At 56.3% G+C, this 19,502-nt stretch carries 19 protein-coding genes and 1 pseudogene; 12 read left to right on the forward strand and 8 right to left on the reverse strand.

Features of this window, described 5'->3' with window-relative positions:
- Positions 1–3: 3 nt before the first annotated feature.
- The 11 genes from L463_RS18165 (at position 4) to L463_RS18115 (ending at position 10,925) form a co-directional block, all read left to right on the forward strand.
- Positions 4–2,598, forward strand: coding sequence for a CS1-pili formation C-terminal domain-containing protein (locus tag L463_RS18165; protein ID WP_032103784.1), 2,595 nt, complete (start codon positions 4–6; stop codon positions 2,596–2,598).
- Positions 2,576–4,174 (forward strand): hypothetical protein, encoded by a 1,599-nt coding sequence (locus L463_RS18160; RefSeq protein ID WP_032103786.1) that lies wholly within the window; start codon positions 2,576–2,578, stop codon positions 4,172–4,174. The genes L463_RS18165 and L463_RS18160 overlap by 23 nt, the downstream gene beginning before the upstream one ends.
- 6 nt (positions 4,175–4,180) lie before the next feature.
- Entirely contained in the window at positions 4,181–4,834 is a 654-nt protein-coding gene (locus L463_RS18155) for a hypothetical protein (protein WP_032103787.1), read from the forward strand.
- Positions 4,835–4,907: 73 nt separating this feature from the next.
- Positions 4,908–5,102, forward strand: a complete 195-nt coding sequence (locus tag L463_RS18150) for a hypothetical protein (RefSeq protein ID WP_013094846.1) — start codon at positions 4,908–4,910, stop codon at positions 5,100–5,102.
- A gap of 23 nt (positions 5,103–5,125) precedes the next feature.
- Positions 5,126–5,311: a hypothetical protein gene (locus tag L463_RS18145; protein WP_001196016.1), complete on the forward strand. Its 186-nt coding sequence runs from the start codon at positions 5,126–5,128 to the stop codon at positions 5,309–5,311.
- A 67-nt stretch (positions 5,312–5,378) separates the two neighbouring features.
- Positions 5,379–7,475: a peptidase domain-containing ABC transporter gene (locus L463_RS18140; RefSeq protein WP_017383654.1), complete on the forward strand. Its 2,097-nt coding sequence runs from the start codon at positions 5,379–5,381 to the stop codon at positions 7,473–7,475.
- Positions 7,472–8,221, forward strand: a complete 750-nt coding sequence (locus L463_RS18135) for a hypothetical protein (protein WP_023295680.1) — start codon at positions 7,472–7,474, stop codon at positions 8,219–8,221. Before L463_RS18140 ends, L463_RS18135 begins: the two co-directional genes overlap by 4 nt.
- Positions 8,222–8,227: 6 nt before the next feature.
- Positions 8,228–9,478, forward strand: a complete 1,251-nt coding sequence (locus L463_RS18130) for an HlyD family secretion protein (protein WP_017693988.1) — start codon at positions 8,228–8,230, stop codon at positions 9,476–9,478.
- A 551-nt stretch (positions 9,479–10,029) separates the two neighbouring features.
- On the forward strand, positions 10,030–10,281 hold the full coding sequence (gene yefM / locus L463_RS18125) for a YoeB-YefM toxin-antitoxin system antitoxin YefM (protein WP_032103791.1): 252 nt from the start codon (positions 10,030–10,032) through the stop codon (positions 10,279–10,281).
- On the forward strand, positions 10,278–10,532 hold the full coding sequence (locus L463_RS18120) for a Txe/YoeB family addiction module toxin (RefSeq protein WP_032103793.1): 255 nt from the start codon (positions 10,278–10,280) through the stop codon (positions 10,530–10,532). The genes yefM and L463_RS18120 overlap by 4 nt, the downstream gene beginning before the upstream one ends.
- A gap of 75 nt (positions 10,533–10,607) precedes the next feature.
- Complete coding sequence (locus tag L463_RS18115; RefSeq protein ID WP_032103795.1) at positions 10,608–10,925, forward strand: DUF1493 family protein; 318 nt, start codon at positions 10,608–10,610, stop codon at positions 10,923–10,925.
- 24 nt (positions 10,926–10,949) lie between these two features.
- Here L463_RS18115 and L463_RS0122600 read toward each other — a convergent pair whose 3' ends face one another.
- The 5 genes and pseudogenes from L463_RS0122600 to L463_RS18100 all read right to left on the reverse strand — a co-directional run bounded on the left by L463_RS0122600 (position 10,950) and on the right by L463_RS18100 (position 14,804).
- Positions 10,950–11,270 (reverse strand): type VI secretion system tube protein Hcp, encoded by a 321-nt coding sequence (locus tag L463_RS0122600; protein ID WP_032103796.1) that lies wholly within the window; start codon positions 11,268–11,270, stop codon positions 10,950–10,952.
- Positions 11,271–12,359 (reverse strand): AAA family ATPase, encoded by a 1,089-nt coding sequence (locus L463_RS18110; protein WP_032103797.1) that lies wholly within the window; start codon positions 12,357–12,359, stop codon positions 11,271–11,273.
- A gap of 146 nt (positions 12,360–12,505) precedes the next feature.
- Positions 12,506–13,466, reverse strand: a pseudogene (locus L463_RS0122605) (YbgA family protein).
- A 102-nt stretch (positions 13,467–13,568) separates the two neighbouring features.
- Positions 13,569–13,979 (reverse strand): hydroxyisourate hydrolase, encoded by a 411-nt coding sequence (uraH, locus tag L463_RS18105; RefSeq protein WP_017693985.1) that lies wholly within the window; start codon positions 13,977–13,979, stop codon positions 13,569–13,571.
- A 99-nt stretch (positions 13,980–14,078) separates the two neighbouring features.
- Complete coding sequence (locus L463_RS18100) at positions 14,079–14,804, reverse strand: MerR family transcriptional regulator (RefSeq protein WP_032103799.1); 726 nt, start codon at positions 14,802–14,804, stop codon at positions 14,079–14,081.
- Positions 14,805–14,921: 117 nt separating this feature from the next.
- Between L463_RS18100 and L463_RS18095 the strand changes: the two genes are divergently transcribed.
- A complete protein-coding gene (locus L463_RS18095) occupies positions 14,922–15,446 on the forward strand; it encodes a lipocalin family protein (RefSeq protein ID WP_015570073.1) in 525 nt (174 codons plus the stop codon).
- 1 nt (position 15,447) lies between these two features.
- Here L463_RS18095 and L463_RS18090 read toward each other — a convergent pair whose 3' ends face one another.
- Genes L463_RS18090 through L463_RS18080 form a run of 3 tightly spaced genes read right to left on the reverse strand, consistent with a single transcriptional unit; the run spans position 15,448 to position 19,489 of the window.
- Positions 15,448–16,455 (reverse strand): fimbrial protein, encoded by a 1,008-nt coding sequence (locus L463_RS18090; protein WP_032104015.1) that lies wholly within the window; start codon positions 16,453–16,455, stop codon positions 15,448–15,450.
- Positions 16,455–16,973 (reverse strand): fimbrial protein, encoded by a 519-nt coding sequence (locus tag L463_RS18085; RefSeq protein ID WP_015570071.1) that lies wholly within the window; start codon positions 16,971–16,973, stop codon positions 16,455–16,457. Before L463_RS18085 ends, L463_RS18090 begins: the two co-directional genes overlap by 1 nt.
- Positions 16,964–19,489 carry a fimbria/pilus outer membrane usher protein gene (locus L463_RS18080; RefSeq protein ID WP_032104016.1) on the reverse strand — a complete coding sequence of 842 codons (2,526 nt, stop codon included), beginning with the start codon at positions 19,487–19,489 and terminating at the stop codon, positions 16,964–16,966. The genes L463_RS18085 and L463_RS18080 overlap by 10 nt, the downstream gene beginning before the upstream one ends.
- Positions 19,490–19,502 lie beyond the last annotated feature (13 nt).

Here is a 19,502-nt window from a genome sequence, read left to right on the forward strand (position 1 = left end):
TGCATGGTGAAAAATAAATTAGTGTTGCCGGTGATGATGGCTTGCGCATCCGGCACGCTGCCCGCGCTTGCGCATGCAGCCTCAAGCTCCGTGGTTATCGCTAATTACCGTTTTCCCGACTCGCTTTATGCACTGCTGGAGCAGGGGATCAAAATTCCCGTCTATCTGGTAAATACGCGTCCACACTCAGCACAACAAGGGAACCACGAAGGCACGGCGAACGAATATGTTCGTATCGGTGACGTGACGCTCTTTGCAAAAGATCTGAAGCTGGGGCTGAGGGATGTTCAGGTCCAGGAGTCTGATAACGGCATTCGTCTGTCAAAAGAGATGCGGGCGTTACTGCAAAGCATTAACGATAAGCAGTTTGATGACCAGATGCGTATTCCGGTTAGCGCGGGTTCGGCGTTCGAACTGGATCAGAAAAAAATGCGCCTGTTGCTGAATCTGTCGCAGAGCGACTACGGGGTGAATATTCGCCCGCGTGAGGTGGACATTGATGCGCCGGAGTCTGACGACCTGAGCGGCACGTTCTCCTACAACCTCGGAGCGTATCACACCGAGAGCGGCTACGGTGACAGCTGGTCGTCGGGCTATCTGAACGCGAGAAACTGGATCTCAATGGGCGTCGATCATGTGCTGATCGACGGCTCTGGCTACGTCAACGAGAACAGCAGCGATACCCAGATGAACGCGGTTATGTGGGAGCGCGACTATCAGGGGATGCGCTACGCCGCGGGCCTGCTGAACGGCTGGGCGATGCAGTCTCTGGCGAGCGTCAGCGGGATTTCAGGCGGGGAAGTCTACGGCGTTTCCATGGGCAACCAGGCCAACTCCCGCAAGCGCGACAACACGCTCTCTCTGACGCCGGTGGTGGTCTATTTCCCCACGGCGGGCGAGGCCCGTATTCGCCGTGACGGGCAGCTTATCGGCATTCAGCGCTTTGACGTCGGCAACCATGAAATTGACACCAGCAGCCTGCCCTACGGGATCTACAGCGTCGAAGTTGAAGTGGTGAGCGGAAGCCGCACCGTGTCGCGCAGCATGTACACCGTAAATAAACCGTTCTCCAGCAACGTGTCGGAAACGCTGCGCTGGCAGATGTGGGGCGGGATGTATAGCCGCGATAAATCCGTCGTCAATTATAAAAAATACGCGAAACGCAAAAACGAGCAGGATAACACCTACTACTACGATTACGACACCAAACATAAAGACACCATGTCGCTGGTGGGAGCCTCGTTCAGCAAGCGCAGCGGGATGGTCGACTGGAACGCCTCTACCTACATGATGCGGGAACACATCGTCAGCGAGCTGTGGGCCTCCCTGAACCTGACGGGCTATTTCTCGGTGAATACCCAGACCATGGCCGCCTCCGACGGAACGTATCGCGCCAACTATGGGGCGAATCTCAGCCTGCCGTGGCAGATCGGCTCGGTGTGGTACTCCCATGAACAGCTCTCCAGCGGCAAGTTCCTGGATATCTATGAGAGCAAGGGCAACACCTGGGGCGCTTCCTTTAGCCTGCCGTCATTCGGCCTGCCCTCGGCAGGCAACCTGAGCCTGATGCGTCAGGAAGACGACCTCTATCGCTATAAACGCTATCAGCTGGACTACTCCCAGGGGTTATACGCCGGTCGCTACGGTACGGCGCGCCTGCGGGTGGGGATGTCGCGCAACAAATACGACGGGTATTACGAAGAGAAAGATCGTTACGTAATGCTCGATTTCGCCATACCGCTCGGCAATACCGTGTCGGTTGGCGTTTCCCACAATCGCGATACCGGCACGGCGTTGAACGTCAGCGCCAGCCGCCAGTTTGAGGGCGATTACCTGAAATCGGCTACCGCCAACGTCTCGAAAGCCTTTAACAGCCGCCAGGATCGCAGCGTAAGCGGCGGCGGCAGCGTGAACTTCGACACGCCGTGGAACAGCAACATCCTCAGCGTCCAGAGCGGCATGAGTAAAGGCTGGAACTCCACGCTGACCAGTGACGGCAGCGTGGGCTGGTCCAAAGAGGCCATCGCCGCCGGGAAAGGCACCGAAAGCGCAGGGGTGATTGTCAGTACCGGTCTCAAATCTGATGAAGCGCTGACCCTGAAGCTTAACGGCCGGGCAGAACGCATCAAAGGGGATAAAACCTGGCTGTCGCTGCCGGCATACCAGGCTTATGACCTGGAAGTGATGAACAGTGAAACCGGTACGGAAAGCTATGAGATTGGCGCGAATGCGCGTCGCCATATCACGGTTTATCCGGGCAATACCGTGGTGATGAAGCCGCAGGTGAAGAAAATCGTCACCCTGTTTGGTCGTCTTGTGGATGCAAACGGGGCCCCGGTTGGCGCCATGCAGATCAAAAACCACGTTGGGCTGACCCGGACGGAAAACGACGGACGCTTCGTGATCGACGTTGATAAGAACAACCCTGTCCTGAGTATCGCCACGCCGGACGACAGCGTCTGCGAAGTGCGCCTGGACATTGAGTCTAACCGCGGTGCGCTGTGGCTCGGGGACATCTCCTGCGACAAAGGCGATTTCGTCTGGCAGGAAGCAAAAGGAACGCAGGAACGTGACGATGAAAAAGATATTCGCTCTTAATTTACTGCTGATGAGCGCGGCGGCCCAGGCGCAGGAGCTGCCCTATTTCGCCATTAATAACCCGGACAATAACGGTACGGGAAACAGCGCGGGGCTGTTTAGTCTGAACAGCACGTCGACCGCGTTTTTACACGGTTCGCGCGAGTGGCCGACCCTGAGTGCGAAAACGAATAACGGTATCGCCACTTACATCCCGGACAACAGCTACAGCGGTCCGGCAGGCAGCGCGCTGACCATCGACTTTTCGGTGACCGGTTCCAGTGCCTCTCCGTTCTTCAAAGGGACGGCGTGTTCCTCGTCCTGCGGCAACACGGGGTACACCCCGACGACCAGCTATACCGACACGTCGATGGTGGTTAAGCCGCCGGTGATGGAGCCCGGCACGTCATACGGGCGCTGGGTTCTGGGCGATCCGTTCTTTAACTATCTGCTCAACGCCGCGCCAGGGGATGAAGTGACCATCACCTCCACGCCGCAAATCAGCTCCATCAACAAAGTGACCACCACCAATACGCTTCACAAGGTGGGCACGCTGACCATGACCAACGCCAGGGCGCTTAACCTGGGGATTGACCCGATCAGCGGTGAGGTGACGATTGTCGATGGATCAACGGGGGCCACATGCACCAAATACACCCGCAACACGGTCTCTGGCGTCCTGTGCGACCTGCTCGAATACACGTTTGTTGGGGAAGATATCTCCGGTTACAACGGGGGGCTGGCGCTCACCTCTTCCCGCGTCAACAGCGTGCTGCAATCGCACATGAGCGGCGGCACCGGGCTTGCCGCCGAGCTGACCTTCGATGAAAACACCTGGTACAGTATCTCCGGCGGTATCCTGAGCGATACGCGTGTCCTGGCGAACACCTTCCTTGCAGCGCCGCAGAAAAACGGCGGCAAAGCGTACCTTAAAATCTTTTTGCCGAAAGCGTTAATTCTGAGCGTGGCGCAGGCGGGGGACGGCAGCAGCATTGGCAATATCGTCAGCCTGTGTCTGACGCCCGGCAACAGCTCGCTGGCGGCGGATTTCTGCTTCCAGCCGGGGGGCGGCCTGGTGATTAACCCTATCGAGCCCGGGCTGGAGATTGTGCCAGACAACCCGGATTACACCCTCGATCCTGACGGTCTGGGCGGCTCCGGGAAAGGTATTATCGGCGAAGCGCCCATTGAGATCCCCTACACCATCACCTACAGCGGGGCGCAAAAAGATGCGGCGATTGCGGTCACGGTAAAAGTAACCGGGCCTACCCAAAGCCTTAATGGGGTGGACTACTGCGCCTTTAGCGGCAACGGCTTCACGGTTCCCATTCCGGGCAACGTGCTGGTGGGGAAAAGCCAGACGCTGATGGCGCACAACTGTAAAGGCGAAGTACTGTCGATCCCGGCGCCGGCCACCCATGCGGAAGAGTGGGACAAAATGAGTTCCGGCGTGACCGATATGTGGCTCTGGAAAACACCGCTGATCCTCCAGTTCGTTATGGATAATCCGGTATCGAAAACCACCTATGACGGAAATAGCTGGTTTGGCGAAGTGACCGCGCAGGGAAGAATAGATGTTAGCGCATCCTGGAATTAATCAACCATGACTGGAAAATTCCTGGCTATTTTTGCAATAAATTGCTTCATTTCCGCAGGGGCAAATGCTTTAATTATCGAAAGTCTGAATATTGATTTTTTGCCTGAGAAAGAAGTTGTTTTTCAGCCGATAAAAAACGATACCAGCGAACGCCAGAATTATACCGTTTCGCTTTTTCAGGTAGACGTTCCTAAAGAGAAGGGAAAAGAAACCGAAATAAAAGACGGCGAAGTCATGTATTCGCCTAAGCAATTAACGCTGGGGAGCGGTGAACGCGCGGGTTTTAAATTTTATTATACCGGCCCGCATGACAACAAAGAGCGATACTATCGCGTAAAATTCACCGAGACGCCGCTCCAGGCAAAGGTTATCACGCGCAAAGGCCAGCGCATCCAGTCGGATGTGGTGGTCTCGCTTGAGGCTATTTTGATTGTCCGTCCATGGACACGACATTTTGATTATGCGTTTAGCAACGGGGTGGTGAGTAATATCGGGAATACCTATTTTAAATATGTTTCCTCGGTCGGGTGCAGTACGCAATACAACAATTCAAAATATATTCCGCCGGGGCAACGGCTGGAAATAGATAATGCCGGGCAGGCTGCAAGGCGGATGATTATTTATGGCAATAAAATCATTCCGCTTACCACCTGCCCGTAGCAACCGCTTTCCTTCATAAAAGGAAATTAGCCTTTAGCATCATGCTAAAGATCCATCACTACAGGAGATAAAAATGAAAGCGATTTCATTCGTAGAAGCGAAAGACATTATCGGTGGCGCGTTAAACCCGTTCGCTGGTCTGGTTAAAGGTGCACAGCTGGGTTACGACACCGGCGCAAGCATCATGGGCATGGTTGGCGGTGTGGTTGGCGGAATTCTGGGTGGCGCAATGGGCTTCCTGGGTGCGCTGGTTGGTAGCTACAACTAATTCACGTTAACAGGAAAAGACTCATGCAAGTTATCGATTTCAAAAAAGCACAGGCCATCATCGGTGGTTGGGATCCGTTTGCTGCCGCTATTCAGGGCGCAAGCGCGGGCTATAACGCGGGCAGCCAGATGTTAGGCGCGCTGGGCGGCACCATCGGCGGCGTGTTCGGCCTGGTGGGCGGCTTCATCGGCGGTTTCTTCAGCGCCTAAGCGAGAAGCACGTTGTACGCATGGCCCGCATTGCCGGGCCATTTTTTTATTTCAGCCACGGATCATTATGTTTTCGCTCTTTCAGTATAAAAAACAGGGTAAGACTCCTGTTATTCGCCAGCATGAATTTACCGAATGTGGACTGGCCTGCCTGGCGATGGTGTTGGGGCACTACGACCACCATGTCTCCGTCAGCCAGCTGCGCCGGGAGATTTCCGTTTCCGCCGATGCGGGAACCTCAATGGCGGAATTGATGACCCTTGCCAGCGATAAAAATATGTCTGGCCGGGTGCTTAAAGGCGAAATCACTGAAATAGAAACGTCTGAGCTGCCGCTCATCGCCTTCTGGCGCGGCAACCATTTCGTGGTCATCGTGAAGATCGACAGCCGCAGCGTGACCGTTCACGACCCCGCCAGCGGCGTGCGTCGTTACCGTCTGAAAGAGGCGGAAAAGCTCTTTTCCGGCTATGTTCTTGAGCTTAAGCCCACGCCGTGCTTCGAAAAGAAATCCCCGGATGAAAAGCTCACGCTTGGCCGGTTAGCCAATAAATCCCCGAGCCTGTTCCAGCGCCAGCTGCTGCTGTTTGTGCTCTGTATTTTTACCCTCATCACCATGCTGGCAAGCCCCACCTACGTGCAGCTGATTATGGATGAGGCCATTTCCCGCAGCGACAGCGATCTGGTGATCCTGCTCACCGCGATCTTCGCTATTGTCTTTATCTTTGAAGTCATCGGTAAATTCCTCAAGCAGCTGCTTGAGATCCTGATGCGTAACATTGCCTATGACGATTTAAGCCAGTCCGTGCGCCACTACATGCTGCGCACCCAGACCAGCTGGTTCCGCTCGCGCCCGCCGGGCATCGTGCTGGCCATTGAAAAATCGCTCCACGCCTGCGCGGAGTTCATCAGCAATGGTTACGTGCAAATTCTCTTTTCCAGCCTGATCGCCGTCACCAGCCTGCTGTTTATGCTGCTGTATAACGTCAAAATTGCGCTGCTGACGATGCTGCTGATGGGCGTGTTTTTCCTGATCCGCTTTTCGCTGATCGGCCCCTATCAACGCGCGGTGGATGACTCCATCGAGCGCACCGCCCAGTATGAATCCCTGCTGGTGGAGACGCAGAAAGGGATCATTACGCTCAAAGCGAACAATATGGAGCAGGCCCGGGATGCGGTGATGGATAAATCCCAGCGCGAACACATCGCCGGGCTGATGCGTAAAGAGCGGCTGCTGGCCCGCTTTGACGTGGCTTCGCTGCTGGTGATCAATGCCGAGCAGCTGCTGGTGGTCTGCTTTGGCGCGTGGCTGATCCTGGAAGGGCAGATGAGCATCGGGATGCTTTACGCCTATATCAGCTATAAGCGCTATTTTTCCGATGCCATGGTGCAGGTGGCGCAGAAGCTGCTGGACAAAAATGCCCTCAAGGGGCCGCTGGATCGCGTGGGCGACCTGCTGTTTGCCCCCTCTGAAACCAGCCAGTTTGGGAAGCGGATTGTCACCTCGCCGGTCTGTCTGCAATTTGAGGATGTCTCATTTGCCTATCCTGGCCGGGAGGCCACGCTACAGCATATCAATATGACCCTGAAGCAGGGCGAAGAAGCGGTGATTGTGGGCCAGAGCGGGTCGGGAAAAACCACGCTGCTGCGTCTGATCTCCGGCATGCTGCTGGCATCGTCTGGCACGCTGCGGATCAATAAGATCCCCATTGAGGAGTGCGATCTTTCCTCGCTGCGTCAGCACATCCGCATCGTCCATGCGGACGATATTCTCTTCACCGGCTCGATTCTGGACAACATCGCCTGCTTTGACAGTGCACCGGATAAAGAGCAGGTCATTGCCGCGTGTCGGCTGGCGGAGGTGGACCACGTCGTCGCCAGGCTGCCGCACGGCTACGAAACGGAGATGCTGCCGGGGAACACCTTTTTCTCTGCCGGGGAGATGCAGCGTCTGGTTCTGGCGCGCGCCCTGTACAGCCAGCCTAAGCTTCTGCTCTGTGACGAAGTGACGGCGAACCTGGATAAAACGACCGCGCAGAAAGTGCTGGCGAACCTGCGTAGCCTGGGAATTGGCCTGGTGTTTGTTACCCACTCGCCGGACGTGGTGGGCTGCCAGGGGCGTCTCTATACCATGGAAAACGGCACCCTGCGGGAGAGTGAGCAATGATGTTTCTGCCGCGTCTCTATGCGCGCCTCTGCGCGCGCCAGGCCGGGCGCACGCTGCTGGCAAACCGGATCACGCAAAACTACAGCCAGTTTATGCGCTGCCCGGAGACCGATGTCCCGGCTGATTTTCTGCATCAGAACGCCCATGAGCTGAGCGGGTTTAACTTCGTGGAGCAGATCTTCCCGCCCGCGCTTTGGGCGCGCAACGTCCGCTTCGATCTGCACGCGTACGTGGCGCAGTGGACGCAGGAGCAGGCGTTTTACAGTTCATCTCGCACCCTGCTTCTGGGAATGCGCTGGGCGGGCTTTGGTCTGATCGTGGATGCGCTGCTCGCCACCGCGCCAGCCGATGTGCGCTTTCAGTTTATTACCCGTCACCCTGCGCTGCATAAGCTGATGGCCGCGCACGAAGGCCGACGCGCCAGCTCGTTTTTTGCCCCTCACCGCCTGGTGACGGTGCTGCTGGTGGACGAACGCCTGCCGGATGCGCCGCTGTTCTCCACCCAGGCAGGGGATCAAAAGGCGTGGTTAACGGATGTCTCAACGCGGTTTTTATCGCGCTATGGCTACAGCGTCCGAACGCTGCTGCCGATCTGTTCGCTGCATGCGGTGGAGTTTGGGCTGGAGAGTCAGGCGTATGCGCCAGAGGATTACCGTCAGGCCGCCGCCGACACGCTGAACGCGCTGCGCAAAACCCCCACGCTCTGGAGTGCATGGGACGATCTTTCAGTGATTTATCATGGATGACATATCGTGAAATTAAAAAACCGAAGCCGACAGCGGCGGGCGCTGATCCCGCATCATTTCTCAAAAAGCTATCACATCAACGCGCCACGGCTGAAAGCCGTGCTGACCTTGTTCATCACCTTTTTTCTCTGCCTGCTGGTTTTTGCCATCGTCTTTAATTTTTCGGAAACCACGCTGGCACGTGGGGTGCTGATCCCGGCGCAGGGCGATGTGGAAGTCCGCGCCCGGGAGTCCGGTACGCTTGTGGATTTTGCCGTACGGCCAGGTCAGTACGTGAAGGAAAACGATCCGCTGTTCACCGTGTCGCAGGACTATGGCGGCAAGCAGGGCTCGGTGGTGCAGTTTGACCGCCAGCAGATGGAAGCGGAGAAGAAGCGCAGCGAGCAGCGCATCCAGGCCATTGAGGACTCGATTGCGTCGTATCGCAAAAATCTGGCGCAGCAGCTGGCTCTCACTGACAAGCAGATCGCCGTTTCCCGCGATAAGGTGAAGAAGCTGCGCGCGTTGTTAAAAAACAGCACCGACACCTACGAGGCGTGGAAATCCGTCTCCGGGAAGGGCTATGTCTCCAAAGTGGATCTCGATAAAAGCCACAACGATGTGCTCAATGCGCAGCTCAACCTGACGCTGGAGGAGAGCACTATTCTTGAGCTTGAGGCACGAAAAACCAGCCTGACCGACAGCACCCAGTCGCAAATTGACTCTCTGAGCGAAGAGCAGCTGTATGTGAAAAACCGCATCAGCGAAATTGACCGCAACCTGTCCAGCCGGGGAAGTTCCACCATGGCGATGCTGGCCCCTTCCGACGGTTACGTGGTGGCGATTAACTTCCCGCCTGGCCGGGCCATTACGCAAAATAGCGAGGTGGTGGTGGTGATCCGTAAAAATACCGCGGCGACGATGGAGGGGTACCTGTATGTTCCGGCAACGGGGGTGGGGCGCGTGGCGAAAGGCGATAAGGTCAAGCTGCGCTTCGACTCCTGGCCCGTAGACAAATACGGTTCCGTGGAAGCGACGTTGTCCGATTTCTATGAGGTAAACATTGATGCCCATTCGGCGCTGATCCCGCTCCAGGAGGGGCAGAACTACTACCTGGCTAAAGTGCGCGTCCCCTCCTGGTTTACCGACCCGGACAAGAAAAAGCGCATGCTGATGGGCGGAATGACGGTGAACGCCGATATCGTTATCGATCGTAAGCCGCTTATCAATCTGCTGATTGCGCCGCTGGAAAGGGTACGCAAGCGGTTTATCGATTGACCCGATTTCATCGATCATCGCCCTTTAGCCCACATTCTTAACGGCACCCTGGGGCTATTCTCCTTCTCATACCAACCGGAGGATAGCCCATGAACATTACGCAAATTCGCAATGCCACCCAGCTGATCACTTACGCGTAATCCTGATTCTTGCTGTCAGGTGACGGGAATAGCATTCTGATGGATGATTTTTCCCGTTTCATGTGAATAACAGGTATAAAAAAGCCGCCCCCGAAGGGGCGGCTCTGGGTTACTTGGTCTGAGTAATCACGTTGACCTGAAGCTATATGAAGGTGTTAACTTACGAGTCTTTATGGCTTGCTCGCGCTGCTCCTAACGGCCTGGGGGGGGAAGAAACCGCCAGCCAAAGGCGGTTTCTTTTTGTCTGCTACCCCTCTATCTGCGCAATACCTGCTAATCAATGCACTTTCTCGCGGCAAGCTTAATTCATGACATATATGAGCCGGTACAACCATGTATGGTTTACGGTTGGACTTTGCATTGGATTCCATACATTGTACAATAATTAGTACAATGCATTTGGAGGTACTTATGCGTGTTATTAGTTACAGTGAAGCCCGACAAAACCTGTCGGCAACAATGGTCCAGACGACGGAAGATCGCGCGCCGGTGCTTATTACGCGCCAGAACGGTGAATCTTGTGTTCTGATGTCGCTGGAAGAGTACAACTCGCTTGAAGAAACCGCATACCTGATGCGCTCCCCGGCAAACGCAAAACGTCTGATGAACTCTATCGAGAGCTTGAAATCTGGTGGCGGGAAGGAAAGGGACATTATTGAGTGAAGATCACATGGTCTGAAGAGGCATGGGAAGACTACCTCTATTGGCAGGAGACCGATAAGCGCATGGTGAAGAAAATCAATGAGCTTATCAAAATCTCCTGTCGCACTCCGTTTGAGGGGATCGGCAAGCCAGAGCCATTAAAACATAACCTGGCTGGCTTCTGGTCTCGCCGAATCACCTCTGAGCATCGCATGGTCTATGCCATCACAGAAGAAGCGATCCTCATAGCTGCGTGCCGATATCACTACTGAATTACCGACGCACATCTGTCTTCGTGCAATTTTTCTATTCCGACCGAAAGATCGGATTGCCTGGACTTATTTCTAATGTTGTTGCCGGATGAGCAAGAGTTTTTAGATTACATCACTGAAAATTACAGTGAACGTAAGCGTCCTGCCCTGAAGGAATGGACCTTTCAGGAGCATTTTAACCTCGTCCCTGAAGATCTGGAGGAGATGCTGCTCGACCTTTTTAACCGGTATGGAATTGAGCACAGCAACTTTGTCATGGACAACTACTTTGAGCCCGAGCTTTTTTGGTTCCAGTTTGGGCTAAGAAAGAAGTTTCGAGATCGTCAGTACAAGCCGCTAATGCTCGAAATGATTATTGAGTCTGCCAAAGCGGGGCGCTGGTTGTATGATTAAGGGGCTAAGCGCCCCTTGTGCGTTCTATGCTGACTGGCGTTCGTTCCATGCATCGCTGAAGATAATGTTCCCGTCGTTATGTTTCCAGGTAATCTTCTCGTAACGCAGTTCAACCGTTTCCATTTCCTGTCCAGAGTAGTTGATCCGATACCATTTTATTTCTGCTGACACCAGGCTTTGACCTGTCGCAACTGCTTTATAAAGATATGGGCTAGAGCAGTCGAATTCTTTAATGATCAGCATAGGGGAATGCATACGTGTACCGGTTATTTTGGCGGTTAATGCACCACCGTCGTCCTTAAGCCATAAACCTGTAGGCCAGGTAAGCGTAGCGCCACCTGGCAATTACCCCAGCCTCTCCATCTTCGTCTCCCCCTCCGCCATCGACAACTGATACAGCGAAAACGATCGGTGCTTCTCAATCAAATGCGCCAGCTCCGGCGAGTGGCTGGTGAGCCAGATCTGCGAGTAGCGGCTGGCCTCGGCAATAAGGCTTGCCAGGGCGGGCAGCATCTGCGGATGCAGGCTGTTTTCCGGTTCGTTGAGGGCGATGAATGCGGGAGGCCGCGGGCTTAACAGCGCCACCGCCAGGCACAAAAAACGCAGCGTGCCGTCGGAGAACTCTGCCGGTTCCAGCGGTCTGCTCAGCCCCTCGCGCTGCATCATCATGCGGAAGCGCCCGCCGGTGTTGTCGCTGTAAAACACGCAGCCGGGGAAGGCCTGGTCGAGAATGCGCATCAGCAGCAGCTCGTCGCCAATTTCGACAATGGTCTGAAACGCGGCGGTCAGGTTCGCGCCGTCGCTGGCCAGCACCGGGGAACGAAAGCCCACCTGCGGGGCACGGATCGCCGAGCCGGATGAGACGGAAAACTCGTGATAAAATCGCCAGTTACGCAGGGACTCGCGCATCTGCGACACTTCGGGGTAGAGGTGCGGTTCACCGAGCTGACCGAACACCGACTCGTTCTCATACAGCGTACCGCTGTGGGTCACTTTTTCGTGATGCACGTTGTTCAGGAATACCGCCTGATTCTTACGCTTCATCAGCTGTGACGACGGGCGACGGTGCTGTCCGCCGAGCCAGATAGATTCCTCTTTGATCACCGGATCGAGTTGAAACTGTGAGGGGTAGGGCAGCTTTTCCACGAACCCGACCTGAAGCTCATATTCATAGGTTTCCGTTTCCACCGCCAGGTTCATGCGTCGCAGCTGGTCGCTGCGGGTTTTGCCCGCCCAGAACACTTTCAAAATTCCCCCCTCGTTCGCCAGCGCCTGGGAGAATTGCCCCTGCGCCGCGCTGTGCATCAGATAAATCGCTTTATAAATATTGGATTTTCCGGTGCCGTTGGGGCCGAACACGATATTGAGCTGTTCCAGCTCAAGCGACATATCGCGAATTGAGCGGTAGTTCTGAATATGCAAATTTTTGATCATCGGGGTACTCCGCTGCGCACGCTTAACCTGTACAGAATTACAGTATTCTACGCTGAGCGCAAAAAAAAGACGACAGTGAGGGTGTCGTCTAAACGGGGTACTGCTTTGGGCCTCTGTGGGTCAACAGGGCCTTCGCTTCTTTCTTATCAGGTAACGGCCAGACGCAGACCCAAATCATCAGGATAGGGATCAAAGTAGTTTTGCGTCATCAGATACCGGTCAGGGTATTCAGCCAGATAATGCTTCAGCAGCGTCAGCGGCGCGAGGATCGGCAGCAGCCCGTCCCGGTAATGCAGGATCACATCCCGCAGTTCTCCACGCTGGCGGCTGTTCAGCTGGTTACGGAAATAGCCCTGAATGTGCATCAGCACGTTAGTGTGATTCTTCCGCGAAGCGGGTTTTTTCAGGATGGTCATCAGCTTGTCGCGATAGGTCACGAAAAACGCGTCCAGATCGTCCCACTCGTGCAGTGATGCCACGAACGGACCAATTTCACGGTAGCCTGCCTGATGGTGCGCCAGAAGCTGAAGCTTATAGCGGCTGTGAAAGTCCAGCAGGGCACGGCGCGTCAGGCCATTTTTACGCATTATGTTCAGTTCGTGGAGAGCGAAAACGCGCTCAACAAAGTTTTCCCGCAGTACCGGATCGTGCAGGCGACCGTCTTCTTCGACGGGCAGCCAGGGGAAAGTTTCAAGGAGGGCGGCGGTGAACAGCCCGACACCCTCCTTGCGGCCCCGGTTGCCCTTTTTCGTCGTACAGCCGCACGCGCTCCATGCCGCAGCTGGGCGATTTTGCACAGACGATAAAACCCGCCAGATCGCCGATTTTCGGCAGATAATCTGCCGTAAATGCGGCCATCTTCTGCGTGACGTCATCGTGCGGCGCTTTGCTGAACCGCATTTCTGTCTCGCCGCCGGTGGTCATCACCAGACGCAGCGCCGGACGAGGCGTGGGCAGGCCGATAGCCATTTCAGGGCATACCGGACGGAAAGCGACCCACTGCGCCAGCTCATCCATCACAAAGCCCATACGCTTATGCCCGCCGTCAAAGCGAACGGCGGAACCGGTCAAACATCCGCTAATACCCAGCACAGGTTTTGTTGTCATGGTGTGCACCTCCCGATCTCATACCTAAAAGTTACACAACAATGCGTATTTGTCCAAGTATTGGCGGGATTATTTTTAAATCGTCTTTAAAATCAAGAGCAATCAGCTGCCCTTGTAGGTTGAGTAACCGTACTGGCTGAGCAGAAGCGGGATGTGCAGTTTTTCATTGGTGCGGGTGACGGTGAACAGCACCGGCACTTCCGGGAAGAAGGAGTCCAGCTTTTTACCGTGGAAGTAATCGGCGGTTTTGAAGGTCACTTTATACACGCCAGGCGCCATATCCTGATCCTGCGGATAGAGCGATTTGATGCGCCCGTCGTGGTCGGTTTTACCGCTGGCAATCGGGGTCCACTTGTCCTGCTCCTGCTTCTCCAGCGTGACGGCCACATCCGCTGGCGGCATACCGGTTTGCTGGTCCAGAACGTGGACGCTCAGGGTGCCTGCCGGGGCGCTGAACGCGGCAGGCGCGAAAGCCATTGCAGCGAGCATCATCAGAGGGAGTGTCTTTTTCATCGTGTTTTCCTGTTGAGTTGTCGGTGACAGGAAAACGTTAGCACTCGCTGTGCGAAAAAATATTCAACTTTTCGTGAAGATTGCCTCAGCAGAAAATAATCAGAGGATAATCACCTCAAGGGAAACCTGCTGCTGCCACTGCGCAACCTGCTTTTTCCGCACGGCGGTAAGTTTACCGCTGGTGACCAGCAGCCATTTGCGGTCCGGGAAAATTTCCGGGGCCAGCGCGGCAGGGGGAACCGGCAGTATGTCGATGCGGTGGCCCTGGCCGGTGCGCGTCAGAGCTTCTAGCCAGATCTCACAGGGGTCGTTCAGATGCCAGCCGCTGATGAGGATGTTATCGCCCGGCGCTTTTTTATCGCCCTCAAGGCAAAACGAGGTATAGGCGATGAGGATGCCGTCGAGGATCTCACGCAGCGTCATGGCGGCGGCGACGTTGGCCGATATCTGGCTGCGCAACGGACGCAGCACGTTAGTGACCAGCTCTGGCCTTGGGTATTCGCGTCCGGCGTCGTAAATCATCTGACGCAGGGACTCAATTTTCCCCTCCTGCAACTTTTGCAGCATGGCCTGTTGCAGGGTTTGCCAGTTATTGGCGCGGCGCGGCGCAGGGCGTTCCAGCAGTGATTTTACCTGACCGATGGGTACGCCTTTTTTTACCCAGTCGAGGATTTTCAGCGCCTGCTGAACGTCCTCATCGCTGTACAGGCGGTGACCGCCGTCCGTACGCTCGGGTTTGAGCAAGCCATAGCGTCGCTGCCACGCCCGCAGCGTGGTGGCGGTGATGCCGCTGAGTCTGGCGAATTCGCCGATGGAGTAAGCCATGTCTGCATCCGAAGAGAAGGAGTTGTCTCAATATACTACGAATATTCCCCGACGGGATGAAGCGCCGCACGGGTGCGCTACACTTAACGTCCAACCGCGTAAATGAAAGGAGTTCTCATGAGGCTATGGCCTGTCGTTACCGGTGTCGCCATTGCGCTGACGCTGGTTGCCTGTAAATCTCCCACGCCGCCGAAAGGCGTGCAGCCCATTACCGGCTTTGATGCCAGCCGCTATCTCGGCAAATGGTATGAAGTCGCCCGACTGGAAAATCGCTTCGAGCGCGGTCTGGAACAGGTCACCGCGACGTACGGCAAGCGCAGCGATGGCGGTATCAGCGTACTGAACCGCGGCTACGATCCGGTGAAGAAAAAATGGAATGAGAGCGAAGGAAAGGCGTACTTTACCGGCGAACCGACCACGGCTGCGCTGAAGGTATCGTTCTTCGGCCCGTTCTACGGCGGCTATAACGTGATCAAGCTGGATGATAAGTACCAGTACGCGCTGGTCAGCGGCCCGAACCGCGACTATCTGTGGATTTTATCGCGCACCCCGACCATTCCGGATGCGGTAAAACAGGACTACCTGAACACCGCACGCGAGCTGGGCTTCCGGGTCGATCAGCTGGTGTGGGTGAAGCACTAACCTACTGATACGAAAAGGTGATGCTTGCCAGGGCGTTGGCCGAGCCGGGGACCAGTTCACCGGTTCGGATGTACTGCGCCTGGAACGGCAGGGACAGCGTTTGTGCCGAGCTGGTGGTCTGGATGAAAAACTGTCCCGTCGTACCTGCGGACGAGCTGTCCGGCCCCATCATAAGCGGCCCGGTACCGTTATAGAAAAACTGTACGCCAATGCCGGAGGCCGTGGAGTCCCCGGTCAGCGTCACGACCGACGAGGTATTTGACGGTGTGGTCTGATCGGTCATCACTGCGTTAACCGCCACGTTCTCATCGCAGGTCAGGCTGACGTTAAACTCCCCCGACGGCGAGGTGCTGCCTACGCTGGGCAGCGTGTGAACATCAATGGTGCCCAGGTCGACGTTGGCGCTTTTTGTGCCTACCGTGCAGCCGCTTGCCGTCACCGTGATGGTGGTGGGGTTGATGATCACCTGCGCGGTTTTCACTTCGTTGTTATAGGCCGTCAGGATCGCCGCGTTAATGGTCGGGGTCTGATATACGCCGGATTTCAGCGGAACGCCGGTCTTGATAAACGTCACTTTTGCCGACCAGCCCAGTGCGGTGGCGTAACCGTTAGTCCCATCGGCCGGATAGCTCTGCGTAATGCCCGTCTGCATCGGGACATAGGTGGTGCCGTTATAATCTTTAAGCCCAAGAATGAAGCCGATGCCGGGCACGCCCGTTTCAAATACCATGTAATTTGCGCCATCAAGAATAACCGTTATGCCGGTGGCGGTTATACTGCTGCTCGGCTCCAGCGTCCCTTTAGAGCAGGTAAATACCAGGCCGCACCAGAACACTTCCGAGACGCTCGCAGAGGCGCTCCATTCAGAGCCGATCGTCTTTCCAGGCACGATGGAGTCTGCCGGGCCGGACCACGACATGGGCGTTGGCGAAAGGGTGATATCCGATGTCCAGGAGAGGGCAAGTGCCTGAGAGGACATGAAAAACAGGGCTAAAAACAGTAAACGCATTATTGATACTCCGTCGTCCAGGTCGCCACTGCCGAAACGTCTCCGGCATTGACCGGCGCACCCGTGGCGGCCAGTCGCGCATAGAAGGTCATTTTTACGCTGTCATCCCCCGCCGCGCCGTAAGCAGCGGTTTGGGTGTCCAGCGGGATAAGTACGCTGTCTTTATCCAGAATCTGCACCGCCACGCCGGTCGCGCCGCCGTCAGCGACTTTGAGAAGCTGCGGGTTCTCGTCATCCGGCGTACCGCTGAAGCGGATTTTCACGCCAGCAAAGGTGGGGCCGCATGCTTCAAGGGTGAGCGTGAAGGGCGTTTTGATATTGCTGACCGCGCCCGCCTCGCTAAATTGCTTCACGCCGAGGGTGCCCAGCGGCACGTTTTGCTCCTTCGAATCTTCCGAGACAATGCAGGTATTGCCGATCACGTTGCCGGTCACGGAAACCAGCACGTCATAGCCGCGCGCGGGAACGGTGATGAACATCAGCAGGATCAGGGGGAGGAACCGGATGGTTACTGACATATGACCTCCTGGGAATAAAGCCCGGTGCGGGCGTGATAATTCTGCGGGTTCAGCGCATAGCGGATCGTGCAGCGCTGGGCGCTGTTGCGCCCCCATACGGCATGCAATGTTCCCTCCGCTGACAGGCCGGTCAGATACACGCTGCCGCCGTCGCCGACGATACCGCTGGCTTTGTCATCCTCTGACGAGACCAGCGTACCGAAGGGGAGCACGTCTTTAGCGTGACGTACGATAAACATCGCTTTTGCCCCCTGACGCGTGGTGAGGGTGGCGCGAACCAGTGCCCCGTCGGTGGGGATTTTATTGGCGATGGCGTTCTCAAGTTCCACGTCATTGCCCACGGTGGTGACATCCAGCGCAACCTGATTAACGCGATACGGCGTGGCGTACGGGATCACCGCATAGCCCCGGCTGTCGGTTTTGATGCCCTTGTGGTTGAGCACGGCGACATGGCTGGCGCCCGGGGCTTTCACCAGAATATTGGTGTTCCCGAGCGGCTGGCTCAGCGTCAGACCATCCTCATGCAGCACCGCACCGCCGCTCATCCCGTAACTGAGGTTACGGGAGTCACCGGCGTAGCTGTAGCCCAGGTTATAGTCTCCCCACGCGCCCTCGTATTGCAGCGCGGCATCGCCGCCGTAGTGCTGCTGCGCGCTGTAGCGCTGGTTGACGCTATAGAAAAGATTCTCCTGCCCCGGCAGATAACCACTGACACCGGTACTGGCTGTGGTGCCAGCGGGATCCGCATGGGTAGCGGTAAAACGGAGACGGGTCGACAGCGCCGGGTTACCCAGCGGCACCGACAGGGACAACGCGAGGATATTGTCTTTCTTGTTGTCGTACAGGCCAGAGCTACGCTGGGCGCTGATGCCAAGCGACAGGTTACGAAACGTCGCGTTCCACGCGAACTGCAAACTTTGCGTGGTTTTTGACGTATTCCAGTAGGTTTGTTGATCCCAGGACAGCGACAGCGCGCCGTATTCGCCCATCGGCTGCGACAACAGCAGCTGATTTTTTGCCTTACGCGACATATGCAGGTTGTAAACCGTGTCGTAGTGAGTGGTGACGGTGCCATCGTCTTCCACGGTCTGTTTTGGCGCTCCGCCCGCCATGCCTTTGTAAGTGGTATCGCTGAGGGTATAAAACCCTGCCGTTGAGTAACGCAGCGAGAAGAAATTGACTCGCGTACCGATATTGTTCAGCAGCTTGCTGTACCGCAGGCGCACCGAATCACCGGTGTAGTGCTGGTTATCAGCCAGCTGGCTGCGGGCATGGGTGAGGTCGAGGGAGTAGGCGCCAAAGCGGCCGAGATTCTGCCCGATACCGAAGGCCAGGCCGTTGTAGCGATCGGAAAACTGCGCCCCGCCATAAAACGTGAGGCCGTATCGCCAGCCCAGGAACAGCTCGCCCTGCGCGAAGGAGGGCGAGATCTGATTGCCCGCAGGACGGTATTTCCCCGCACCCAGAGCATATTTGACCTGACCGTTACGCACCAGATTCGGCACGCTGGCAAAGGGCAGGGTGTATTGCGTCTGGCTACCGTCGCTCTCCTGAATGGTGACCGCGAGATCGCCGCCGGAAGAGGTCGGATAGAGATCTTTCAGCACAAACGCCCCCGGCGGAACGGAGGTTTGATAGATGACGTTACCGTTCTGGCGAACCGTCACCGTGGCATTGCTGCGCGCGATGCCACGCACTTCGGGCGCGTAACCGCTCAGGCTGGCGGGCAACATATTGTCATCGGTCTTCAGGGCAACCCCACGCAGGCCAACGGCGTCAAACACCTGCGATGAGGTGAACGTTTCACCGGCATAAACCTGGGCACGCAGGGCGCGGATATCCCGCTGTAGCCAGGTCTGGACGTGGGTGAGCTCGTTACTCTCTTTGGTCCACGTGGTGAAATCACGCAGCCGCCATGCGCCCAGGTTGGCGCCGCTGTTGAGGCTCACAAACAGCTGTTGTTCCCGCGTGCGCGTCTCGCCCCGGTAGTCATTATTCGCGCCATTGACCACATAGTTCAGCCAAGCGGCAGGGATGCCGGACTCCCAGCTCTCCGGGCTGACGTACCCGCGCGGCAGAGCACGCATCGCGCTTTGCGGTACGGTGAAGTTGAGGGTAAGCGTCCTCTGGTCAAAATCAAACCGGGTATCGGCGAATGACTGGGTTAAAAAAATGCAGCGCTGCGCAGGCGGCAGCTCACCCCCTTTAGCCTGACGGCTGTCGATGCCAAGTGCGGCGAATTGCGCAGGCGTAAGGCAAGGCAGGGCTTCACCGGCGGTGTTTTCAGCGACGCGAAACGTGACGTTACCTGTGAACGCGAACTGGGTGTTGATATACACGTTAAGATTGTACTCGCCCGGCGGCAACGCGCTCCCGGCGTTGACCCAGGCGAGATCGGCGCTGTTGGCGCGCTCGCCGTTGAGAAACGCAGGATTAAATTGCAGCTCGCTTTCGGCAGCCACGGCTTGCCGAATCACCAGGGCGATCGCCGTGGCGCACAGGATTTTAATTTTCATGTGGTCACGCCTT

This window comes from Enterobacter sp. BIDMC 27 (assembly GCF_000534415.1).
GTDB classification, from domain to species: Bacteria; Pseudomonadota; Gammaproteobacteria; order Enterobacterales; family Enterobacteriaceae; genus Enterobacter; species Enterobacter hormaechei_C.